Source organism: Pseudoalteromonas sp. S2721 (genome assembly GCF_005887425.1).
Lineage (GTDB): Bacteria > Pseudomonadota > Gammaproteobacteria > Enterobacterales > Alteromonadaceae > Pseudoalteromonas > Pseudoalteromonas simplex.
In genome coordinates this window covers 31,194-51,978 of sequence record NZ_PNCZ01000075.1, presented here as the reverse complement: position 1 = coordinate 51,978, position 20,785 = coordinate 31,194, and the positions used below count along the sequence as shown (strand labels likewise).

General features: G+C 42.1%; 18 protein-coding genes and 1 tRNA gene. 2 read left to right on the top strand and 17 right to left on the bottom strand.

Features of this window, described 5'->3' with window-relative positions:
- Positions 1–136: 136 nt before the first annotated feature.
- The 16 genes from CWC02_RS19765 to CWC02_RS19690 form a co-directional block, all read right to left on the bottom strand.
- Positions 137–469: a Na+/H+ antiporter subunit G gene (locus tag CWC02_RS19765; protein WP_054553163.1), complete on the bottom strand. Its 333-nt coding sequence runs from the start codon at positions 467–469 to the stop codon at positions 137–139.
- Between the two features lie 8 nt (positions 470–477).
- Positions 478–747: a K+/H+ antiporter subunit F gene (locus CWC02_RS19760; RefSeq protein ID WP_054553164.1), complete on the bottom strand. Its 270-nt coding sequence runs from the start codon at positions 745–747 to the stop codon at positions 478–480.
- Positions 741–1,277 carry a Na+/H+ antiporter subunit E gene (locus CWC02_RS19755; RefSeq protein WP_054553165.1) on the bottom strand — a complete coding sequence of 179 codons (537 nt, stop codon included), beginning with the start codon at positions 1,275–1,277 and terminating at the stop codon, positions 741–743. Before CWC02_RS19755 ends, CWC02_RS19760 begins: the two co-directional genes overlap by 7 nt.
- Complete coding sequence (locus CWC02_RS19750; protein WP_138619866.1) at positions 1,277–2,794, bottom strand: monovalent cation/H+ antiporter subunit D; 1,518 nt, start codon at positions 2,792–2,794, stop codon at positions 1,277–1,279. The genes CWC02_RS19755 and CWC02_RS19750 overlap by 1 nt, the downstream gene beginning before the upstream one ends.
- Positions 2,791–3,135, bottom strand: coding sequence for a Na+/H+ antiporter subunit C (locus CWC02_RS19745; protein ID WP_054553167.1), 345 nt, complete (start codon positions 3,133–3,135; stop codon positions 2,791–2,793). Before CWC02_RS19745 ends, CWC02_RS19750 begins: the two co-directional genes overlap by 4 nt.
- Entirely contained in the window at positions 3,135–5,927 is a 2,793-nt protein-coding gene (locus tag CWC02_RS19740; protein WP_054553168.1) for a monovalent cation/H+ antiporter subunit A, read from the bottom strand. The genes CWC02_RS19745 and CWC02_RS19740 overlap by 1 nt, the downstream gene beginning before the upstream one ends.
- Before the next feature lie 210 nt (positions 5,928–6,137).
- The gene (locus CWC02_RS19735) at positions 6,138–7,340 is read right to left on the bottom strand and encodes a hypothetical protein (RefSeq protein WP_138619865.1); all 1,203 of its coding nucleotides are present in this window, start codon (positions 7,338–7,340) and stop codon (positions 6,138–6,140) included.
- Positions 7,324–8,202, bottom strand: a complete 879-nt coding sequence (gene nlpI / locus CWC02_RS19730; protein ID WP_138619864.1) for a lipoprotein NlpI — start codon at positions 8,200–8,202, stop codon at positions 7,324–7,326. The genes CWC02_RS19735 and nlpI overlap by 17 nt, the downstream gene beginning before the upstream one ends.
- A 128-nt stretch (positions 8,203–8,330) precedes the next feature.
- Positions 8,331–10,460, bottom strand: coding sequence for a polyribonucleotide nucleotidyltransferase (pnp, locus tag CWC02_RS19725; protein ID WP_054562096.1), 2,130 nt, complete (start codon positions 10,458–10,460; stop codon positions 8,331–8,333).
- Positions 10,461–10,702: 242 nt separating this feature from the next.
- Positions 10,703–10,972 carry a 30S ribosomal protein S15 gene (gene rpsO / locus CWC02_RS19720; protein WP_054553172.1) on the bottom strand — a complete coding sequence of 90 codons (270 nt, stop codon included), beginning with the start codon at positions 10,970–10,972 and terminating at the stop codon, positions 10,703–10,705.
- A gap of 110 nt (positions 10,973–11,082) precedes the next feature.
- Positions 11,083–12,027, bottom strand: a complete 945-nt coding sequence (truB, locus tag CWC02_RS19715) for a tRNA pseudouridine(55) synthase TruB (RefSeq protein ID WP_054553173.1) — start codon at positions 12,025–12,027, stop codon at positions 11,083–11,085.
- Positions 12,027–12,431 carry a 30S ribosome-binding factor RbfA gene (rbfA, locus tag CWC02_RS19710; protein WP_054553174.1) on the bottom strand — a complete coding sequence of 135 codons (405 nt, stop codon included), beginning with the start codon at positions 12,429–12,431 and terminating at the stop codon, positions 12,027–12,029. Before rbfA ends, truB begins: the two co-directional genes overlap by 1 nt.
- A gap of 110 nt (positions 12,432–12,541) precedes the next feature.
- Entirely contained in the window at positions 12,542–15,199 is a 2,658-nt protein-coding gene (gene infB, locus CWC02_RS19705; protein WP_054553175.1) for a translation initiation factor IF-2, read from the bottom strand.
- A gap of 25 nt (positions 15,200–15,224) precedes the next feature.
- Positions 15,225–16,724: a transcription termination factor NusA gene (gene nusA / locus CWC02_RS19700; RefSeq protein ID WP_054553176.1), complete on the bottom strand. Its 1,500-nt coding sequence runs from the start codon at positions 16,722–16,724 to the stop codon at positions 15,225–15,227.
- Between the two features lie 38 nt (positions 16,725–16,762).
- On the bottom strand, positions 16,763–17,218 hold the full coding sequence (gene rimP / locus CWC02_RS19695; RefSeq protein WP_054553177.1) for a ribosome maturation factor RimP: 456 nt from the start codon (positions 17,216–17,218) through the stop codon (positions 16,763–16,765).
- Positions 17,219–17,507: 289 nt separating this feature from the next.
- Positions 17,508–17,584: transfer RNA gene (locus CWC02_RS19690), tRNA-Met, on the bottom strand.
- A 243-nt stretch (positions 17,585–17,827) separates the two neighbouring features.
- Here CWC02_RS19690 and CWC02_RS19685 point away from each other — a divergent pair.
- Entirely contained in the window at positions 17,828–18,292 is a 465-nt protein-coding gene (locus CWC02_RS19685; RefSeq protein ID WP_138598988.1) for a globin family protein, read from the top strand.
- Here the strand turns inward: CWC02_RS19685 and CWC02_RS19680 are convergent.
- The gene (locus CWC02_RS19680; RefSeq protein WP_138619863.1) at positions 18,283–19,074 is read right to left on the bottom strand and encodes a DUF4124 domain-containing protein; all 792 of its coding nucleotides are present in this window, start codon (positions 19,072–19,074) and stop codon (positions 18,283–18,285) included. The genes CWC02_RS19685 and CWC02_RS19680 overlap by 10 nt on opposite strands.
- A gap of 105 nt (positions 19,075–19,179) precedes the next feature.
- Between CWC02_RS19680 and CWC02_RS19675 the strand changes: the two genes are divergently transcribed.
- Positions 19,180–20,730, top strand: a complete 1,551-nt coding sequence (locus CWC02_RS19675) for a cryptochrome/photolyase family protein (RefSeq protein ID WP_138619862.1) — start codon at positions 19,180–19,182, stop codon at positions 20,728–20,730.
- The last annotated feature ends 55 nt before the right edge of the window (positions 20,731–20,785 follow it).

Here is a 20,785-nt window from a genome sequence, read left to right as displayed (position 1 = left end):
TCTATTTACCTACTGTACTAAATGACGGGGCATTTTATGCGATCTACGAGCGCAATAAAAGCCACTGTCGTAGATCACATTGTTCTGGTTACTCAGATATCACACCAACTCGCTTAACTATTGTTGCGAGCTAGTATTAATCTTCTTCGATGTTATCGAGGCCCTTGGTGCCATCTTTAGCACGAAGCTTATGGTGGATGGCTGATTTGATCAGCATATAGCCGCTAATAGGTGCGGTGATCAGTAAGAAAATTGAAATCAAAATTTCTTTCACACTGATGCCATCGTGGGTGTAGCTAAAATACACCATGGCAGCAATTAGCAGTGATGCCATGCCAAGCGTTGTCGCTTTAGTTGGACCGTGCAAACGCATAAAAAAGTCAGGCATTTTCACAAGTCCGATTGAACCTATAAGAATAAAGCAACCACCAATTAATAATAAGATTGATACAATCCATTCACTCATCATTTGCTACCTTATTCAATAATATCGCCGCGCAGCAGGTATTTACATACCGCTACAGTGCTCACAAAGCCAAGCATGGCGATTAATAATGCGGCTTCAAAATATAAATCGGTGCCCATGCTCATGCCATACAGAATAATTAAAGCAATGGTATTTATGAACATAGTATCTAAAGCCAATATACGATCAGGTACTGACGGCCCAACAATTAAGCGCCATAGGTTTAACAATAAAGATATGGCTATCATTGCAAAAACAATTAGAAAAACGGTATCTAGCATCGAAAAATCTCCTTAAGCGGTGCTTCGTAGCGCTGCTTAATAGTATTAATTAACGCTTGTTCATCAGCTAAATCGAGTACATGAATCAATAAGTAGCGCTGCTGAATTTCTTCGCCCTCTTCGAGTGATTCAGGAATAGGATAAACCTCTGCGCTCACTGTACCTGGTGTTAAAGATACTGTGCTGGCCAAAATAGTGATTGGCATTTCATGGCTTAAATCCAACGGTACTTTGATAAAACCTGGGCGTAACTTTTTCGTTGGCCCAAGGATCAACAGGGCTACTTGTAAGTTAGCAGTCACAATATCGTACAGCACTAACAATAAGTGCCTAAACGCAAGACCTGGCCTAACAATAAGCGGCTGAGGATCACGAAATGGGAATGTGATCCACGGAATAGTAATGGCAAAAAATGCAGCTAAAAACAGGTGTCCTGGCGACACACTGTTATTTAACAACAGCCATACAATGAATAATAAAACACTGCGAAATGGTGTTGGCAACCAACGAAAGCGAGCTTCTAAACGCATTATTGGCCTCCTTGTAATACAGCGTTGATGCTAGTGTTGATATCAAACAACTGCTCTGATGTTGCTAACATATAGTCTGAAATCGGTCCTGCAAACACAACCATTAAAGGTGAACACGCAAGTAATGCAACTACAGATATCACTTTAACAGGATGTGCTTTAGTGCCTTCAATTGCTTCACTGTCTTTATGGGTGTGATCCCAAAATAAGCTAGTACCAGCTCGTGAAACCGCCACTAATAACGCTAAACTAGACACTAGATAGATTGGCCAAAACAACATGGCTTTTTCGCTATCTAGCGTGCTCTTTAAAATCCATACCTTGCCTACAAAGCCAGATAACGGTGGCATACCAACAACAGCAAGCGCAGCCACGACAAAACAAGTACCAAGTAAATATGGCTGTGCAACGGCGCGCCCTGCGACTAACCGGTCAGCAACTTTACCGCGCTGTTGAGCAATTAAATCAGCAATTAAGAATAGTGCTGCGCAAATAATGGTTGAATGCACTAAGTAGTATAGTAATGCCGCGGTTGCAGCAACATTTTGAATCGCAACCAGTGCCACTAAAGTACCGACAGATACAACCACCAGATTCGCAATAAGCTTTCTAAAATCTTGACTCGCTAATACACCAATACCACCCATTACAATGGTCGCTAGTGCTAAGCCCCATAACCAAGGCTGTGCCATATGAGCAAGCTCACCAGCATTATCACCAAATATTACGGTATACACGCGCAACATGGCATACACACCGACCTTGGTCATAATCGCGAATAATGCAGCAACTAATGGCATTGCACTGGCGTAGGTATTCGGTAGCCATAAATGTAACGGTAATAACGCGCCTTTTAACGCAAATACCACAATTAACAGCAAGCCACCAATTTTAGCAAGGTAAACATCATCACCCGTCAGCTGTGGTACTTTTTGCGCTAAATCAGCAATGTTCAATGTGCCTAGCACACCATAAAGTACACCCAGCGCAATTAAGAATACGCTTGAACCAATCAGGTTTAAAATGACGTACTGCAGTGCAGCTCGGGTACTATGTTTATTGCCGGCATGCATCAATAATGAATACGAAGCAATCAACAGCACTTCAAAAAATACGAACAGGTTAAATACATCGCCCGTTAAAAAGGCGCCATTTACACCTAACACTAAAAAGTGCACTAACGGATGGAAAAAGCTCCCTTTTTTATCATCGCCAGCACAGCTGTAAAGCACTACGACCGCACCAAGGAAACTGGTAAGTAGCACTAGTAGCGTTGCTAGCCTATCGGCAACCAGCACAATACCAAATGGTGCAGACCAATCACCAATTGCGTAAACAAGCGGGGCGGTACTATTAACGTGGAATAATAAATAAGCACTTACCAAGAGTGTGACAATCGACAATAAAACCGACGAAACACGGCGGATATGTAAGTTTTTACCACATGGCGGCATGAGTAAAATAACCCCTGCCAACATCGGAATTAAAATCGGTAAAGAAGCTAAATGCTGAATCATTTTTGCTCCTTCGATGACTTAACAAGATGGCCATCAACATGGTCATTACCCAAGTCAGCACGACCACGAATCGCTAAAATAACCACAAAAGCGGTCATCGCAAAGCCAATTACAATGGCGGTTAAAACCAGCGCTTGAGGGAGTGGATCGGCATACTCACTACCTGTACCAAGTACAGCGGCTTTGTTAATAGTTAAGCGACCTGAAGAGAATAAAAACAGGTTAACTGCATACGACAACATAGTCAGGCCGAGTACCACCGGGAAGGTACGAGCCCGCAATATTAAGTAAATTCCGCATGCAACCAGCACGCCGACGCATGATGCGTACAATACTTCCATTAAATATTTACCTCTTGCTTGGGTGTATCAGCAGTTAATTTACCTAAACTTGCTAAAATCATCAGCGTTGCACCTACAACAGTTAAATACACACCTAAATCAAATACGATAGCACTAGCAAGTTCTGTCTTGCCGACTAGCGGAATATCAAAATAATCAAACCAGGTTGTTAGGAATGGACGTTCAAAGAACCAACTTCCAATACCTGTAAACAATGCAATAGCAATACCTGACGCAATAATCTTACGATAATTTACGTCAAATCTGTCTGCAATCCAGTGCGAACCATTAGCCATATATTGCAAAATAAATGCAATCGCGGTAACCAGTCCTGCAATAAAGCCACCACCTGGTAGGTTATGACCACGTAAGAAAATATACGCAGACACAAGTAATGCTAGTGGTAACAAACTTTGTGAAATGCTCGACAGTAGAATTGGGTAACGCTCTCTTGCCCATGGGCGCCCTTCACTATCACTTGCTGGCATAAACAGCGGCAAGTTAATAAGAAGCTTATAAATACCTAACGCAGCAATACCCAATACGGTAATCTCACCTAGGGTATCAAAACCCCTGAAGTCAACGAGGATAACGTTTACAACGTTTGTACCACCACCGCCAGTTTTTGCATTAGCAACAAAGAAGTCAGAAATTGACTCAAGTGGTCTTGTCAGCAGTGCATAACAAATACTAGCCACGACCACACCAATTGCCGATGAAATACCTAAATCACGCAGAATACGCAGTGAGCTTGATTCTTTCGGAGTACGCTGCGGTAAAAAGAACAGTGCAAGCATCAGTAGCATTACGGTGACAACTTCAACGGTTAACTGAGTCAGCGCTAAATCTGGCGCAGAGAATCGAGTAAATGCAACAGACACCATCAGGCCTACGATTGAAATCATAATCAAAGATATCATTCGTGAGCGGTGCCAAATAACCGTTGCCAGCGCACCAATTATTAGTAAGCCAGCACCAATAGCATTATGGAAATCGATTGGCGTTAACTCACTTGCTCCTGCTAACTGGCGCATTTCAAATAAAGGCCAGCCCGCACACATAAGCACCACCGCAATCATTACAAAGGCATAGCGCTGTAACGAGCCATTTTCGATTCGTTTAATCTTTTCTTGTGACCACTTAATTAAGCTATATAAGCCACGCTCAAAGCCTTTCTTAGCATTCAAAGTTGGCAATGAAGCTTGGAAGTGGAACAGGTGCTTACGCTGCACATAAATCATCACGCCCACGCTTGTAGCAATAAAGCTCATTAACAGTGGTAAGTTAAAGCCATGCCATACTGATAGCTTATAATCAGGGGCTGCATCACCAAGCACAGCATAAGACGCCGCAGCTAAAATATCGCTTACTGCAAAGTGTGGGAACATACCAACGAGTAAACATAGCACAACCAAAATTTCGATTGGTACACGCATATAGCGCGGTGGCTCATGAGGCTGTTTTGGCAAATCGATTGGGTCGCCATTGAAAAACACGTCATGAATAAAGCGTGCTGAATACGCGACAGAGAGTGCACCAGCAATCGTCGCTAACACTGGTATTAACCACGACATAGAGCCAAGCACTTGCTGGTGTAGTGTTTCGGCAAAGAACATTTCTTTCGACAAGAAACCATTTAACAGTGGCACGCCCGCCATGGCTGCCGCTGCTACCATAGCAAGTGTGGCGGTATACGGCATAAATCGCCACATACCATTAAGTTTACGCATATCACGGGTGCCAGTTTCATGGTCAATGATACCCGTTGCCATAAATAACGACGCTTTAAAGGTTGCGTGGTTAATGATGTGGAAGATAGCAGCCACTGTAGCAAGCTCAGTGTCTAAACCTAAGAGTAATGTAATTAAACCGAGATGGCTGATTGTTGAATAAGCCAGCAAGCCTTTTAAATCATGCTTAAATAACGCGATGTAAGCGCCAACCAATAAAGTCGCCAGACCCGTCATTGCCACTAAGATAAACCAAGTATCTGTGCCTGATAGCGCTGGATAAAAACGCGCTAATAAAAAGATACCTGCTTTAACCATGGTTGCAGAGTGCAAGTAGGCACTGACTGGTGTCGGTGCCGCCATCGCATGGGGTAACCAAAAATGAAATGGAAATTGTGCAGATTTAGTAAATGCACCCAAAAGCACTAATACCAGCGCAGCTTCATAAAGTGCATGAGATTGAATAAGTGCTTTGCTTGCTAAGATAACATCAAGATTATAGCTACCAACAATATCACCAATCAGTAATAAACCTGCTAGTAACGCAAGACCACCGGCACCGGTAATAGCAAGTGCCATGCGTGCGCCTTTGCGAGCTTCTGACTTATGCCACCAATAGCTAATCAATAAGAACGAGCTAATACTGGTGAGCTCCCAGAAAAACCACAGCTGGATCACATTATTCGACATCACGATGCCGACCATTGCGGTCATAAATAGCATTAAATAGCAGTATAGCTTTGGCATTGAGTCGCTACTACTCAAGTAATAACGCGCATAAAAAATCACCAGGGTACCGATACCCAAGATCATATATAGAAAGAGTAAAGTTAAACCATCAAGTCGAAACGAGACTTGCATGTTTAAAAGAGGGATCCACTCAGCAGTGTAGCGAATTGTTTCGCCAGAAAAGACTGCAGGGGTATACGAAAATACAATTCCAAGGGCAATCAAAGGCGCTAACATGGTCAAAGCAGTGCTTTGGTTACGTGTTAGTTTTGAAGTGCAGGATGAAATAACACTGCCGATTAAGGATAACAGGGGTATCCAGAGCAAAGTCATAATTAGGAGCCTTTTAGTGTCATAAGAATATCAATACCGCTCTAGTTTTAATTAGTTGCGTACTGTTCATTTGGATGGTTAAAAGTTGGCTTAAAAAAAGCTTACAATGCGTATAGTTATACTGATCAGGTGCTATTTTGTCTATAGGAGACACACCTATTCGCACAACATTTAACCACTTTGCATACTAAAATAGCAATAAATAGACGATTAGTCAGAAAATTTATGCTCTTTGGAAGCTGTTGTAAACACTGGCTTTAAGCCTAAAAAGGCAAAATATTCAGAAAACCGAATCGGCTTTGTTAAGGGCTGGTTAATTTGTTTTTGCCAAAGCTCTCGGTATTGCTCAGACAGGCTCATAGTTTGGTATTGCATTATTGACCAATTAGGGCTTGGTTTATAGGCTTTTTTGTTGCCACAAGCGATACTTTTTTGCCACCCTTTTGGCGGAGAAACCTCATTTGCAATAAATAGATTTGGCGCAACTAGCCCCTGTTGATTACACAGCCACTGTTGTTTTTGCTCTGCTAAAACATATTCATCTTCAAAACCATTAAAATGCATTAGCTCATGTAGAAATACCGCGTAGGATTGCGATGAATTAATATGCATAATCCCGCCAAGCACATTAGCAGCCCCTTGCTTTGACATCATCACAATAAAGTCAAAACCTTCAGGCCATGAATACTCAGCCGCATTTTGCCAGTTACATTCAAGCGCCCCATCGTTGCCATCACAGCTAAACTTATCGGCAACATAAACAACCTCAGTAAAACAAAAGCTGCCTTTTGCAGGCTCAGGCGCTTTACTGTATTGCTGCTTATACTGCTTTAAAGTATCAATGCCTTTGTAATGATCTGTCATCATTAAAACATTAAATTGGCACTGACTGCTTGCCTGTACACTTGATGTTGATAAGGCTAATTGCTGTTGCTGTGCATAAGCTGGGTCAATTTGAGCTGGCGGCATTTGTTGCTGCAACAGCCAAGCTTGCTTGGCATCTCCGTCAGGTAACTTGCCAGCTTTACCTAGGTAACTTATATCGAGCCACTGGTTTGCTCTAACTAGCTGCTCCGCTAAGGTTTGTTGCTGCGCTGAAGTGAATGTAGCAAAGTAAGGCTGCCACCATAATTTTGCTGCGTTGTAATCTAGTTGCTGCAAAAATCTGAGCGCAAGCTGATACGCCGCATTACTATCATTTAGCTTTGCTAACTGGCGAAGCTGTGAGTTGCGCAGCACTAAATGCTGCAAATTAATGGCGCTGGGCGCCAAGTGATAGATAGCCGTTGCTTGTGAAGGAGTGGTATTTGCGTAAAAAGCGTAAGCGGGAATAAAACGAGACACTGAGCTTGAAACAAAACCCAAGCTCAGCAATAGAATAACAGTAAAAAAAACCTTAGCTTGCGTTTTCACCAGCCATTAACTCAAGCTCTAAACGGGCATATTTGTATTCAACAAACTCATGCACATTGGTGGCAAGTGCAAGTCTAAAGTAATCGGCAGCAAGGTAGTTATCACCCGCCGCTTGATGCATCTTCGCTAGGTAGAAATAAGCTTCGCATAAGCGGTGCGCATACTCTTGCTCTGAAGTCACACCTTCAATAATGCCAGATAAAAACTCAAACTCACTAATGTCACCTAAATAAAGTGCCAATAGTTGGTAACCCCATTGCGACTCATCAACACCCTGCGAGTTAGCTTTTAAATCAACTAAGGCCTGCGCTTTATCAGCTTCTGATTGAGCTAAATAAAGCCATAGCACACGGTAAGGGTCGCTTGGCGAACGATTTAAAAACTGCTGTAAATCATCTTGTGCAAGTGATGGACGGTCACCATAGTAAAGGGCAATACCACGATTTAAATAGGCATACTCATGTTGCTCGTTAAGCTCAAGTGCCGAATCAAAAAACTCATAAGCTTGTTCATACTGCTGCATTAGTGTGTGATGAATGCCTAAGAAGTTATACACTTCTGCTAGGTCTGGTTTGAGCTTAACCGCACGGTTAAAGTCAATACGCGCTAAGGTCGACATACCTAAGCTGTCAAATAATACACCGCGATCGTAATAAAGTTTGGCTTGTTGCTCGGCACTTAAATCAGCACGGTTTAGTAATTCAGAATAGCGAGCAATCGTAATTTCGTTACGAAAATCAGGCGCTAATGGTGCGGTAAAAGGCACATTAACAATAGGGACTGACTCAGGTTGTGAAGTTGTTTGACATGCACTTAAAGAAAAAATAGCCACAGCGGTCAATGCTAAGTGTTTAAAAATCATTAAATTCCTTAATACCTGAATTCTCTGTAGACAAAGGCGAAGCGGATAGGTTTCATTAAAGCATAAAAAAAGGGGCTAAACAGCCCCTTTTTCTTATATCCAGCAAATAACTGGTTATTCAATCATCATTAAGCGTCTTTAGACTCTTCTGCTTTTTCTTCAGCAGCTGGTTCCATAGCTTCTTTGATGCTTAGACGTACACGACCTTGGCGATCTACTTCAAGAACTTTAACTTTAACTTCTTGGCCTTCACTTAAGTGGTCAGTTACGTTGTTAACACGCTCTGTGCTGATTTGTGAAATGTGCACTAGACCGTCTTTACCCGGAAGGATATTAACGAACGCACCAAAATCAACGATACGTACAACTTTACCAGTGTAGATAGTACCTACTTCTAGTTCAGCAGTTAATTGCTCGATACGCTTGATTGCATCGTTTGCGCTAATGCCGTCAGTGGCAGCGATCTTGATTGTACCGTCATCTTCGATTTCAATCGTTGTGCCCGTTTCTTCAGTAAGTTGACGGATAGTTGCGCCACCCTTACCGATAACTTCAGCAATTTTCTTCGCAGGGATTTGCATAGTGTAGATGCGTGGTGCGAATTGAGATAACTCTTCAGAAGGTGCTGCAATCGCTTCGTCCATAACACCTAAGATGTGTAGACGTGCTGCTTTCGCTTGTTTAAGGGCGATTTGCATGATTTCTTTAGTGATACCTTCGATCTTGATATCCATTTGTAGTGCAGTGATACCGTTTGAAGTACCTGCTACTTTAAAGTCCATGTCACCTAAGTGATCTTCATCACCTAAGATATCTGAAAGAACAACGAAATCGTCGCCTTCTTTAACTAGACCCATCGCGATACCAGCAACAGATGCTTTTATTGGTACACCTGCATTCATAAGTGCTAGTGATGTACCACATACTGATGCCATAGACGATGAACCGTTTGATTCAGTGATTTCTGAAACAACACGGATTGAGTATGGGAAGTCAGTAAGTGTAGGTAGTACCGCAGCGATACCACGCTTAGCTAGGTTACCGTGACCAATTTCACGACGCTTAGGAGAGCCTACAAAACCTGTTTCACCTACGCAGAACGGAGGGAAGTTGTAGTGAAGCATGAAGTGATGCTTGTTAGTACCTGTTAAGTCGTCGATTAACTGTGAATCACGCTCAGTACCAAGCGTTGCAGTTACAAGTGCTTGCGTCTCACCACGCGTGAAGATTGCAGAACCGTGAGTACGTGGTAAAACACCCGTCATTACGTCTAGTGCACGAACCATATCTGGTTCACGACCATCGATACGTTTCTCACCAGCGATGATACGGCCACGAACGATTTCTTTTTCTAAAGAACCGAATAGTTTACCAACTTCTTGCGTATCTAGCTCTTCGCCTTCAGCAAGTTCAGCTGTTAATGTAGCAACCACTTCTTCTTTCGCTGCACCTAGTGCTTCTTTACGCGCTACTTTGTCAGTGATGCGGTATGCTTCACCTACTTTATCAGCAGCAATTGCAGAGATTTTCTCAGCAAGTGTTACGTTTTTCTCTGGTGCAGTCCAATCCCAAGCTGGTTTACCCGCTTCAGCTTTGAACTCGTTGATTGCGTTGATGATAGCTTGAGATTGCTCATGACCATAAACAACCGCACCTAACATTACGTCTTCAGATAGTGTTTCAGCTTCTGATTCAACCATAAGTACTGCGTTATCAGTACCAGCAACAACTAGGTCTAATTGGCTTTCTTCAAGCTCAGCGAGTGTTGGGTTAAGTACGTATTCACCGTTGATGAAACCAACACGTGATGCACCGATAGGACCATTGAATGGGATACCAGAGATAGCAAGTGCTGCTGAAGTACCGATCATAGCAACCATGTCAGGTTGGATTTCTGGGTTAACAGAAACAACTGTCGCGATTACTTGTACTTCGTTTACGAAGCCGTCTGGGAAAAGTGGACGGATTGGACGGTCGATTAGACGAGCGATAAGTGTTTCGCCATCGTTAGGACGACCTTCACGCTTAAGGAAACCACCAGGGATACGACCCGCAGCGTACATACGCTCTTGGTAGTTAACTGTTAGTGGGAAGAAGTCTTGGCCTGGTTGTGCATCACGCTTACCAACAACAGTAACTAATACTGAAGTATCGCCAATGCTTGCTAGTACTGCGCCGTCAGCTTGACGAGCGATAGCACCTGTTTCTAGGGTCACAGTGTGTTGACCTAGTTGAAATTCTTTAATAATTGCTTGCACTTAAAAATGTCCTTTAAATGTAAAAGCAACTCAGAGCTATGCTCCGAATTGGTAAAAAATAGTCCATCAAAGTACCAATTACAGTACTTAATTGTGCTTATGAAAACACGATTAAGTACTACAATTGGCAATGATGTTTTTTAATATCTAAGCAGTATCCACTACCTAGGTGTGCGCTAGTATACCTTTCATGCGCGCACAAAAAAAGGGGCTAAATAGCCCCTTTTCTCGTAATCTAGTTCTTAGCGACGTAGGCCAAGCTCTTGGATTAACGCAGTGTAACGTGCAATGTCTTTACCTTTAAGGTAGTCAAGCAGTTTACGGCGTTGGCTTACTTTGCGAAGAAGACCACGACGTGAGTGGAAGTCGTGCTTGTGGCTAGCAAAGTGACCTTGAAGCTTGTTGATATCGAAAGTTAGAAGTGCAACTTGTACTTCAGGTGAACCAGTGTCGCCTTCAGCGCGTGCAAATTTAGCGATGATTTCAACTTTTTCTTGATTGCTTAGTGACATAGTAACTCCAAAAATTAATTTAAATTGTGTTTTAGCCGATCACTAATTCAGCCAAAACGATTGAGCGGGGCGTATTCTACCCAGCTTTGCTAATAACTACAAGGTAATCTTTACTCAGGCAGTTGATTTGATAAGCCACGCTTTGATTTTAAATGACCGTCTTTATGACGCTCACCAGTACCAATGAACACCCCATCAGCCATTACCTTTACCACACCATCTGGTACAGGCTTACCAATCACGACTGTTTGACCATGACTAAATGCTACGCCCTGCTCTTGGGTGATCTCAATCACAGGCAAATCAACCAAAGCAGTATCCATTGGCAATAGAAGCTCATCTAGGTAGCTTGAAGGCGCAACATCGTCTGCTTTTGCCTGCTGTAGCTTTTCTTCAAGTTGCTCAAGAGTGACCATTTTTTCACTTGGGTAATGGCCAACTGCACTGCGATGTAACATGATGACATGCGCACCACAGCCAAGCTTTTCACCTAAGTCGTCGACAATAGTACGAATATAAGTGCCTTTAGAGACGTGTGCCGTCATTTGTACTTCGTTATTAGCTTCATCAAACTCATCAAGCGTTAAACTAAATACATTAATTTTTCGACACTTACGCGGCACTTCGATACCTTCGCGAGCATATTTATACAAAGGCTGACCTTGGTATTTAAGCGCAGAGTACATCGAAGGATATTGATCCGACTCACCTAAAAAACTGGCAATTTGCTCAGCTAATTGTTCACGGGTGACCGATACGTCGCGCGTTTCAACCACTTCACCATCTGAATCAGAGGTCGTGGTTCGCTCACCAAGTTTGGCGCGTACAACATAGGTTTTGTCAGTATCAAGCAAGAACTGGGTAAACTTAGTCGCTTCACCAAAACAAATAGGCAGCATACCCGTCGCGAGCGGATCAAGCGCACCGGTGTGGCCTGCTTTTTGAGCAAAGTAAATTCCCTTTGCTTGCTGCAATGCTTTGTTTGATGAAATACCTTGCGGCTTATTAAGTAATAAGATGCCGTCAATAGCACGACCTTTACTGCGTCTAGCCATTAGTCTTTAGTGCCTTCTTCGCTGTCATCTTCGTCTACATGCTTGGCATTGTCTTCACGAATAACTGAGTCAACCAAGTTTGAAATACGCATACCTTCCATAAGCGAGTTATCGATCACAAAACGTAACTCAGGCATGATGCGCGCACGAATGCGTTTACCTAATAAAGAACGAATATAACCCGTTGCTTCATTTAAGATTTTAGCGCTTTGCTTGGCTTTATCTTCATCGTCAGTATTAAACACTGTGATAAATACTTTTGCGTAAGATAAATCGCGAGATACCTCAACCGCAGACACTGTCACCATGCCTAAGCGTGGATCTTTGATTTCGCGTTGAAGAATAACAGCAATCTCTTTTTGAATTTGCTGTGCAACACGATCAGTGCGAGAAAATTCTCTCATTTCATTTCACTCTAAAATAATAACTTATTGATGTTAAAGAATAAGTTAATTTAATTACGAATACACAAATGGGGGCTAGGCCCCCATTTAAAATAGTGACTTAAACGAAATTAAAGTGAACGTTGTACTTCAACCGTCTCGAATACCTCGATTTGGTCGCCAACTTTAACATCGTTGTAGTTCTTAACGCCGATACCACATTCCATACCGTTACGTACTTCTTGAACGTCATCTTTAAAGCGACGTAGTGACTCAAGTTCACCTTCATAGATAACCACGTTATCACGAAGTACACGGATAGGCGCGCTACGCTTAACGATACCTTCAGTAACCATACAACCTGCGATTGCACCAATCTTAGGTGACTTGAACACGTCACGAACTTCAGCAAGACCAATGATCTCTTGCTTGAATTCTGGTGCAAGCATACCTGACATCGCTTGTTTAACTTCTTCAATCAGGCTGTAGATTACGCTGTAGTAACGTAAGTCTAGGTTTTCTGACTCAATTACTTTACGAGCTGATGCATCAGCACGTACGTTAAAGCCAACAACGATTGCGTTTGACGCCGCTGCAAGCGTTGCATCAGTTTCAGTGATACCACCTACACCTGAACCAACAATTTTCACTTTAACTTCATCAGTAGAAAGCTTAGTTAATGAATCAGCAATTGCTTCAATTGAACCTTGTACGTCAGCTTTAAGAACGATGTTAACTTCTGATACATCGCCTTCAGCCATGTTCGTAAACATGTTTTCAAGCTTCGCTTTTTGTTGACGAGCAAGCTTCACTTCACGGAACTTACCTTGACGGTAAAGTGCTACTTCACGCGCTTTACGCTCATCTTTAACTACTGTTGCTTCATCACCAGCAGCAGGGATACCAGACAGACCTAAAATCTCAACTGGGATAGACGGACCCGCAGACTTGATGTCTTTACCGTTCTCATCTTTCATCGCACGAACACGGCCATATTCAAGACCACACAGTACGATATCACCTTGGTTAAGCGTACCAGACTGAACTAGGATTGATGCAACTGGACCACGGCCTTTATCAAGACGCGATTCAATTACAACACCTGCAGCCATACCTTCAGCTGGTGCAGTTAGCTCTAGGATTTCAGCTTGCATTAGTACCGCTTCAAGTAGGTCATCAATACCTAAACCTGTTTTTGCTGAGATATGAACGAATTGCGTGTCACCACCCCACTCTTCTGGGATAACGTCTAATTGTGCTAGTTCGTTCTTAACGCGATCTGGGTCGATGCCTTCTTTATCCATCTTGTTTACTGCGATGATTAAAGGAACGCCTGCAGCACGGGCGTGCTGAACCGCTTCTTTAGTTTGTGGCATTACACCATCATCCGCAGCAACGACTAGGATTACGATATCCGTTGCTTTAGCACCACGTGCACGCATTGATGTAAACGCGGCGTGGCCCGGAGTATCTAAGAACGTGATCATGTGACCATTTGTTTCAACGTGGTATGCACCAATGTGCTGTGTAATACCACCTGCCTCACCTGAAGCAACTTTTGCTGAACGAATGTAGTCAAGTGTTGACGTTTTACCGTGGTCAACGTGACCCATTACTGTTACAACCGGCGCACGAGGAATCGCTTTACCTTCTTCGCTACGGTCGCTTAGTACTTTCTCTTCTAATTCGTTTTCTTTAACGATAATAACCTTGTGACCCATTTCTTCAGCTACAAGTTGTGCTGTTTCTTGGTCGATCACTTGGTTGATGGTAACCATGTCACCCATCTTCATCATCGTTTTAACAACTTCAGCACCTTTAACAGCCATACGTGACGCAAGCTCAGCAACAGTGATTGTTTCACTGATACGAACTTCGTTTTTCACGTCTGCTGTTGGTTTTTGGAAACCATGTTGTAAAGATGTTGGTGCTTTCAGCTTACCTTTCTTGCCTTTAGGACCAGTAGGCTGTTTCTCTTTTTGAGGTCCTTTTTTCTTTTTCTTACGACGAGCGCTTTGCTCTTCACGTGCATCAGATTCATCTTCTGCTTCACGTGCGTAAGTAGAAGTCGTAAGGTGGTGATCAGCGTTTTCTTCACGCTGCTTACGCTCTTCTTCTTCCTTTTTCCAGCGAGCTTCATTTTCTTCAGCTAGCTTTCTTGCCTCTTCTGCTTGACGTTTCGCTTCTTCTTCAGCTTTTCTCAATGCGGCCTCTTCTGCTTCTTTTTGCAGACGCTCAGCTTCGGCGCGATCTTGTTCAGACTTAGCACTTTGCTCTGGGGTCATCTGCTTCTGTTTCGCTTTACGCTCAGCTTCAGCTTTACGTTTAGCCTCTTCTTTGGCTTTACGCTCAGCTTCTTCTTTCGCTTTGCGCTCTGCCTCTTGTTTCGCTTTAAGCTCTTCAGCTTCTTGCTGGGCTTTAAGCTCTGCTGCTTTACGTGCAGCTTCTTCTGCAGCTAAACGCTCTTCTTCTTGCTGTTGCTCAATGGCGCTTTTCTTAACGTAAGTACGTGTTTTACGTACTTCAACTTGCACAGACTTCGCTTTACCTGTAGAGCCAGTTACGCTTAGCGTACTTTTGCTTTTACGTTGCAAAGTCATGCGAGCTGGGCCTTCTGAGCCCGTGCCGCCGTGCTGCTTGCTCAAGTGATCTAATAACGTCGACTTTTCAGACTCAGTTACCATATCACCTGCTTTTTTAGAAATACCGGCTTGTTCTAGCTGCTGTAGTAATTTATCAACAGTTGTACCAATATCTCCGGCTAGTTTTTCAACATTTACTTCTGCCATAGTGTGTAATACCTCCGTTAATAAATTACTCGTCTGCGAACCAACAAATGTTACGCGCAGCCATAATTAGCTTGCCAGCTTCTTCTTCTGAAAGTTCAGTGATGTCTACTAACTCATCAATGCCTTGCTCAGCTAAGTCTTCAAGTGTTACTACACCTTTACTTGCCATAACAAATGCAAGGTGACGCTCTAAACCTTCAAGTGCTAGTAGGTCTTCTGCAGGTTCTGCACCTTCTAGGCTTTCTTCTGTTTTAAGCGCTTTCGTTGTTAATGCGTCTTTTGCACGTGAACGTAAGATATCAACTGTTTCTTCATCTAAACCGTCAATTTCTAAGAATTCTGATGCTGGTACGTAAGCCACTTCTTCAAGTGTTGAGAAACCTTCGTTGATAAGTAAAGTTGCAAACTCATCATCAATATCTAGGTATTCAGTGAATAAGTTGATTAACTTATCTGATTCAGCTTCGTTCTTCGCACGCATGTCATCAACGGTCATTACGTTTAATTCCCAACCAGTTAACTGGCTAGCAAGACGAACGTTTTGACCATTACGACCGATTGCTTGTGCTAGGTTATCGGCTTCAACAGCGATATCCATTGAATGTGTATCTTCGTCCATTACGATTGACGCAACTTCTGCTGGCGCCATTGCATTGATAACGAATTGCGCTGGGTTGTCATCGTAAAGAACGATATCAACACGCTCACCACCAAGCTCAGTTGAAACTGCTTGTACACGTGCACCACGCATACCAACACACGCACCTACTGGGTCGATACGTTTGTCGTTAGATTTTACCGCGATTTTTGCACGAGAACCTGGATCACGTGCAGCTGCACGTAGTTCAATCATCTCTTCGCCAATCTCTGGCACCTCAATGCGGAAAAGTTCCATTAGCATTTCTGGCTTAGAACGCGTTACAAATAACTGCGCGCCACGTGCTTCTGGCTTAACTTCATAAAGAAGACCACGGATACGGTCACCCGGGCGGAAGTTTTCACGCGGTAACATATCATCACGGTAGATAACCGCTTCAGCATTGTTACCTAGGTCAAGTACGATAGCATCACGGGTTGCTTTTTTAACAACACCTGTTACTAATTCGCCTTGTTGATCTTTGTATTCTTCAACCACTAATGCACGCTCAGCTTCACGTACTTTTTGTACGATAACTTGCTTAGCCATTTGTGTTGTAATACGGTCAAACTTGATTGACTCAATTTGTTCTTCAACGTAATCGCCTAATTGTAGGCTTTCGTCTTCAACCTGTGCCGCTTCAAGTGTGATTTCGCTGTAAGGGTTTTCTAAAGAACCATCTTCAAGAACTTCAGCAATCTTCCAACGACGGAATGTGTCGTAATCACCTGTTTTACGATCGATTGATACGCGAACTTCAATTTCGCCATCGTGTTTTTTCTTTGTCGCAGTCGCTAATGCGAACTCTAACGCTTCAAAAATCTTTTCTTTTGGAACCGCTTTCTCATTGGAGACGGCTTCAGCAACCAATAATATTTCTTTTGCCATGGGTTATGCCTCGCTTGCCCTATTCCTTCGCACTCGAATTAAAACTTTGCGATGATGTTCGCACGTTCAATGTTACTGATCATAATCATATGCTCAGTGCCATCTGCTGAAAGTGTGATCATATCACTGCTAACTGATACTAAATCGCCTTTAAAGTTACGACGACCATCTTGCGGAAGCTTAGTACGCACGCGTACTTCTTCTCCTTGCGCCTTCTCGTAGTGATCTTGTTTGAATAATGGACGATCAACACCAGGAGACGAAACTTCCAAATCATATTCATTTGTAATTGGGTCTTCGACGTCTAAAATTGCGCTAACTTGACGACTAACGTCGGCACAATTGTCAACCGTAATCCCTGCATCGTGATCGATATAAACACGTAATGTAGAGTGGCGACCAGCTTGCACAAACTCAAGACCATGTAACTCAAAGCCTAACATTTCAACGGCCGGTGAGAGCATGGCTACTAAATCTTGCTCAAGTTTTGTCACGAAAATCCTCCATACAAACAAAAAAAGGGCATATAGCCCTGAAATACTGAGTTTAATAATGATTTAAAATCACCGCCAAGCAGATACAACAACGCCCCGAACCAAGCGGGGCGTCACACCTAAAGCATAAAACTGTGTGGCCTAGGGCCAAGCTTGGTTGCGAGTCAGTCACCTGACTAAATTAAACTAGATAGCCTAAACGCAAAACGCGCATTACCAGAATGCGCGACTTCATACAGTAAAAATTACTGTGCATACTAAGTACACTTACAATGCCTTAGCATGTATTTGGTTGCGGGAGCCGGATTTGAACCGACGACCTTCGGGTTATGAGCCCGACGAGCTACCAGGCTGCTCCATCCCGCGCCAATAGATATTAAAAGTAACTTAATATCGTTTAATCGAGTGCTAAACACCTCAATTCAATGGCGGCTATTATAAGCATGTAGCGCTCAATTAGCAACCTTCCTACATGAATTAGTTAGACTATTTTTTGCCTAAAAATTTTATGACAACCTTGTCATAAAATTTCCCATAACTGAAAATTCTCGCCTATATTTAGTCATATAATAAGAATAACCTATAGCCTTGGCTATTAAGCGATTTACTATGAGTCTATCTTCATTTCAAAAAAGACTGTTACTACAAGATATTGAATTGCTAAAACCAGATTTCCATCAGTTTACAAGCGCATATCATCGCAGTCTTAATGCTCGTCAGTTAACCATGACAGTTCCTGAGCAAGACAGCATAACTAAGCGTAGCTATATTCTTTACTGTGCGCTCAACAAAGTAGTAAGTCACCTTGATGACTTACAGCAAGTCACGCCGTTTATTCATTATTTAGCGAATAACCTGAGCTTTTTAAACGTAGCGTCAAAAGATATTGATATTCTTTGTGAGGCTTTTATTGAGACTCGTCTACTCTTTATCAAGACCTACAATAGCCATCAGCAACAAGCTTGGGAGCTGGCTATTCGTATTTTTTCTAATATTGTGAAAAGTTACTTATTTTCACACTCTACCGTGGTTTCTATTAAAACAAGACGCTTCGTTTATAAAGCTCACAATTGACTCAGTTCATTTCGAAGTCTATCAATTTGCCTTTGCTCAACAGAGATAAGTGTATTGAAGCGGCTTGTCAACGCACTCATTTTATCAACTAAAGCTTGATCACTATTTGCGTCAGCTAAGTTATTTGGTCTATGGCTAACTTGCTTTTCTAGTAGGCTAATCTGTTGGTTTAGTTGTTCGTTATAAGTATCGATCTTATTTTCATGCTCAGCGATTTGTTGCATGATTTGTTTGCTACGAATAAAGCTATCAACCTCATCGTTATTTGATAGTTCATTGAAACTATTGTTTATTCTGTTATTTTCGGCGATTAGTCTGTCAATACTTCGCTGTTCATTGTCAATAAGAACAGCATAACGCTCAGATACAGCACTCATTTGCTTTGCAATAGCGGCTTGTTTTTTTGCACCAACTAAGTTTTGTAACTGCGCATCGGACTGATTATTTAATGCTGCAATTTCATTATTCATACGAAGCTTAAAGGTATCTATTTTATTATTATGCTCAGCTATTTCTACTGCTATTTGTTTGGTCCTGATATAGCTATCAACTTGACCAGTCGTTTGAGAATATACTGACTCAGTACTTTTTCCTTGTACAGCATTGGATAGGAAAGGGTTTTGCTCTTTTATTGTTATTAATTTAGCATCTTCCCCACATGGCAACTGACTAAACTCAACCACACCATTTTTTTCGCACTGATACACTGATGCACTCGCCGCAGTGCTTATAAATAAACATGTAGCCCAAATAATATGAGTATTAATAGTGTTAGATTTCATTTTTTGCCTTCCATAGTTATACCTTATTTATACACTAACTTTATCGATCTATCTCCTAGTTTGTTTCGTAGTTAATTCAATTATGATCCACTAAGGTTTTTAGAAGTGCAATATGCCACCCTGAGATTTATCTTTGGCGATCAACTTAATGCAAGTCATAGCTGGTTTAAAAATAAATCACAACCAGACACACTGTACGTGATTGCCGAATTGAAACAAGAAACAGACTATGTAAAGCATCATTTGCAAAAAGTGACCGCTTTTTTTGCTGCAATGGAAAACTTTGCTACAGCACTCAAAAATGCCAACTTGAACTGCCTGCATTTAACACTTGATAATACAGAAGATGATGCCACGCTACCTGAATTGCTCACCCGCTTAGCGAAGCAGTATCAATGCCAAAATATTGAGTATCAATATCCAGACGAATACCGCCTTAAAAAGCAACTTGCAGATTTTTCACAGCAGAGCGAATTTAATGTCAATGCAGTTGATTCGGAACACTTCTTGTTACCTTTTAACGATATTGACCAGCACTTTAAGCCAAATAAACCGGTAAAAATGGAGTTTTTTTATCGTGCTATGCGCAAACGTTTTAATATTTTAATGGACGATGATAACCAACCTCGTGGAGGCAAATGGAATTTTGATCAGCAAAATAGAAACAAGTTAAAACCAAGCGATCTTAAAGAAATTCCCGAACCTTTGTGCTTCGGTCACGATGTTAGCCACATCCTTAAACGGATAGAAAAGCACAAAATAAATACCTTTGGTGAGTGCAGCGATACCTTAATTTGGCCAACCACGCGCGCTGAAGCAAAGCTGTTACTTGATTTTTTTTGCGACCATTTACTGGTGCATTTTGGTCAGTTTCAAGATGCCATGACATGCCAGTCCCAGTACCAATGGTCTTTGTATCACAGCCGTTTATCGTTTGCTCTTAATACGAAAATGCTGCACCCGATGCAGGTCATCGAACAAGTGTTAACTAGCTTTGATAAGCAACCTATTGATATTGCTCAAGTTGAAGGTTTTATTCGGCAAATTCTCGGTTGGCGCGAGTATGTACGTGGTATTTATTGGCAAAATATGCCTGATTACGCCAGCAAAAATGCCTTAAATGCAAAGCGTGCCCTACCCGACTATTTTTGGCACGGCAAAACAAACATGAATTGTATGCACCATGCCATTACACAAAGCCTGCAAACGGCTTATGCACACCACATACAACGTTTGATGATCACGGGTAACTTTTGCTTATTAACCGCTATTAAGCCTAGTGAAGTAGATGAATGGTATTTAGGTATTTATATCGATGCCATAGAATGGGTAGAAATGCCCAACACTCGGGGAATGAGCCAATTTGCTGACGGGGGATTAATTGCCACTAAACCTTATGCTGCCAGTGGAAATTACATCAACAAAATGAGTGATTATTGCAAACACTGTAGCTACAACATTAAAGAAAAAACCACTGAGGATGCTTGCCCATTCAACAGCCTATATTGGCATTTTATGTTAGAACATGAACAGCAGCTATCACAAAACCCTCGTATCGGTATGATTTATAACAACTGGTATAAGCAAGATGAATCTGTTCAGCAAGCAACTCTTAAACGTGCTAATTGGTGCTTGGATAATTTAGAAAAACTGTAATGACAAAGTACCATATTGGGTAAACTTGTTAATTAAATGTTTAATTATTTTGTCA

Excerpts from the sequence above, each read along its gene's own strand:
- CWC02_RS19685 (WP_138598988.1), top strand. The coding sequence starts at position 17,828 with ATGAGTCTATCTTCATTTCAAAAAAGACTGTTACTACAAGATATTGAA.
- nusA (WP_054553176.1), bottom strand. The coding sequence starts at position 16,724 with ATGGCAAAAGAAATATTATTGGTTGCTGAAGCCGTCTCCAATGAGAAA.
- infB (WP_054553175.1), bottom strand. The coding sequence starts at position 15,199 with ATGGCAGAAGTAAATGTTGAAAAACTAGCCGGAGATATTGGTACAACT.
- CWC02_RS19765 (WP_054553163.1), bottom strand. The coding sequence starts at position 469 with ATGATGAGTGAATGGATTGTATCAATCTTATTATTAATTGGTGGTTGC.
- truB (WP_054553173.1), bottom strand. The coding sequence starts at position 12,027 with ATGGCTAGACGCAGTAAAGGTCGTGCTATTGACGGCATCTTATTACTT.
- CWC02_RS19750 (WP_138619866.1), bottom strand. The coding sequence starts at position 2,794 with ATGATTCAGCATTTAGCTTCTTTACCGATTTTAATTCCGATGTTGGCA.
- rbfA (WP_054553174.1), bottom strand. The coding sequence starts at position 12,431 with ATGAGAGAATTTTCTCGCACTGATCGTGTTGCACAGCAAATTCAAAAA.
- CWC02_RS19740 (WP_054553168.1), bottom strand. The coding sequence starts at position 5,927 with ATGACTTTGCTCTGGATACCCCTGTTATCCTTAATCGGCAGTGTTATT.
- CWC02_RS19755 (WP_054553165.1), bottom strand. The coding sequence starts at position 1,277 with ATGCGTTTAGAAGCTCGCTTTCGTTGGTTGCCAACACCATTTCGCAGT.
- CWC02_RS19760 (WP_054553164.1), bottom strand. The coding sequence starts at position 747 with ATGCTAGATACCGTTTTTCTAATTGTTTTTGCAATGATAGCCATATCT.
- CWC02_RS19745 (WP_054553167.1), bottom strand. The coding sequence starts at position 3,135 with ATGGAAGTATTGTACGCATCATGCGTCGGCGTGCTGGTTGCATGCGGA.
- CWC02_RS19680 (WP_138619863.1), bottom strand. The coding sequence starts at position 19,074 with ATGAAATCTAACACTATTAATACTCATATTATTTGGGCTACATGTTTA.
- rpsO (WP_054553172.1), bottom strand. The coding sequence starts at position 10,972 with ATGTCACTAAGCAATCAAGAAAAAGTTGAAATCATCGCTAAATTTGCA.
- nlpI (WP_138619864.1), bottom strand. The coding sequence starts at position 8,202 with ATGATTTTTAAACACTTAGCATTGACCGCTGTGGCTATTTTTTCTTTA.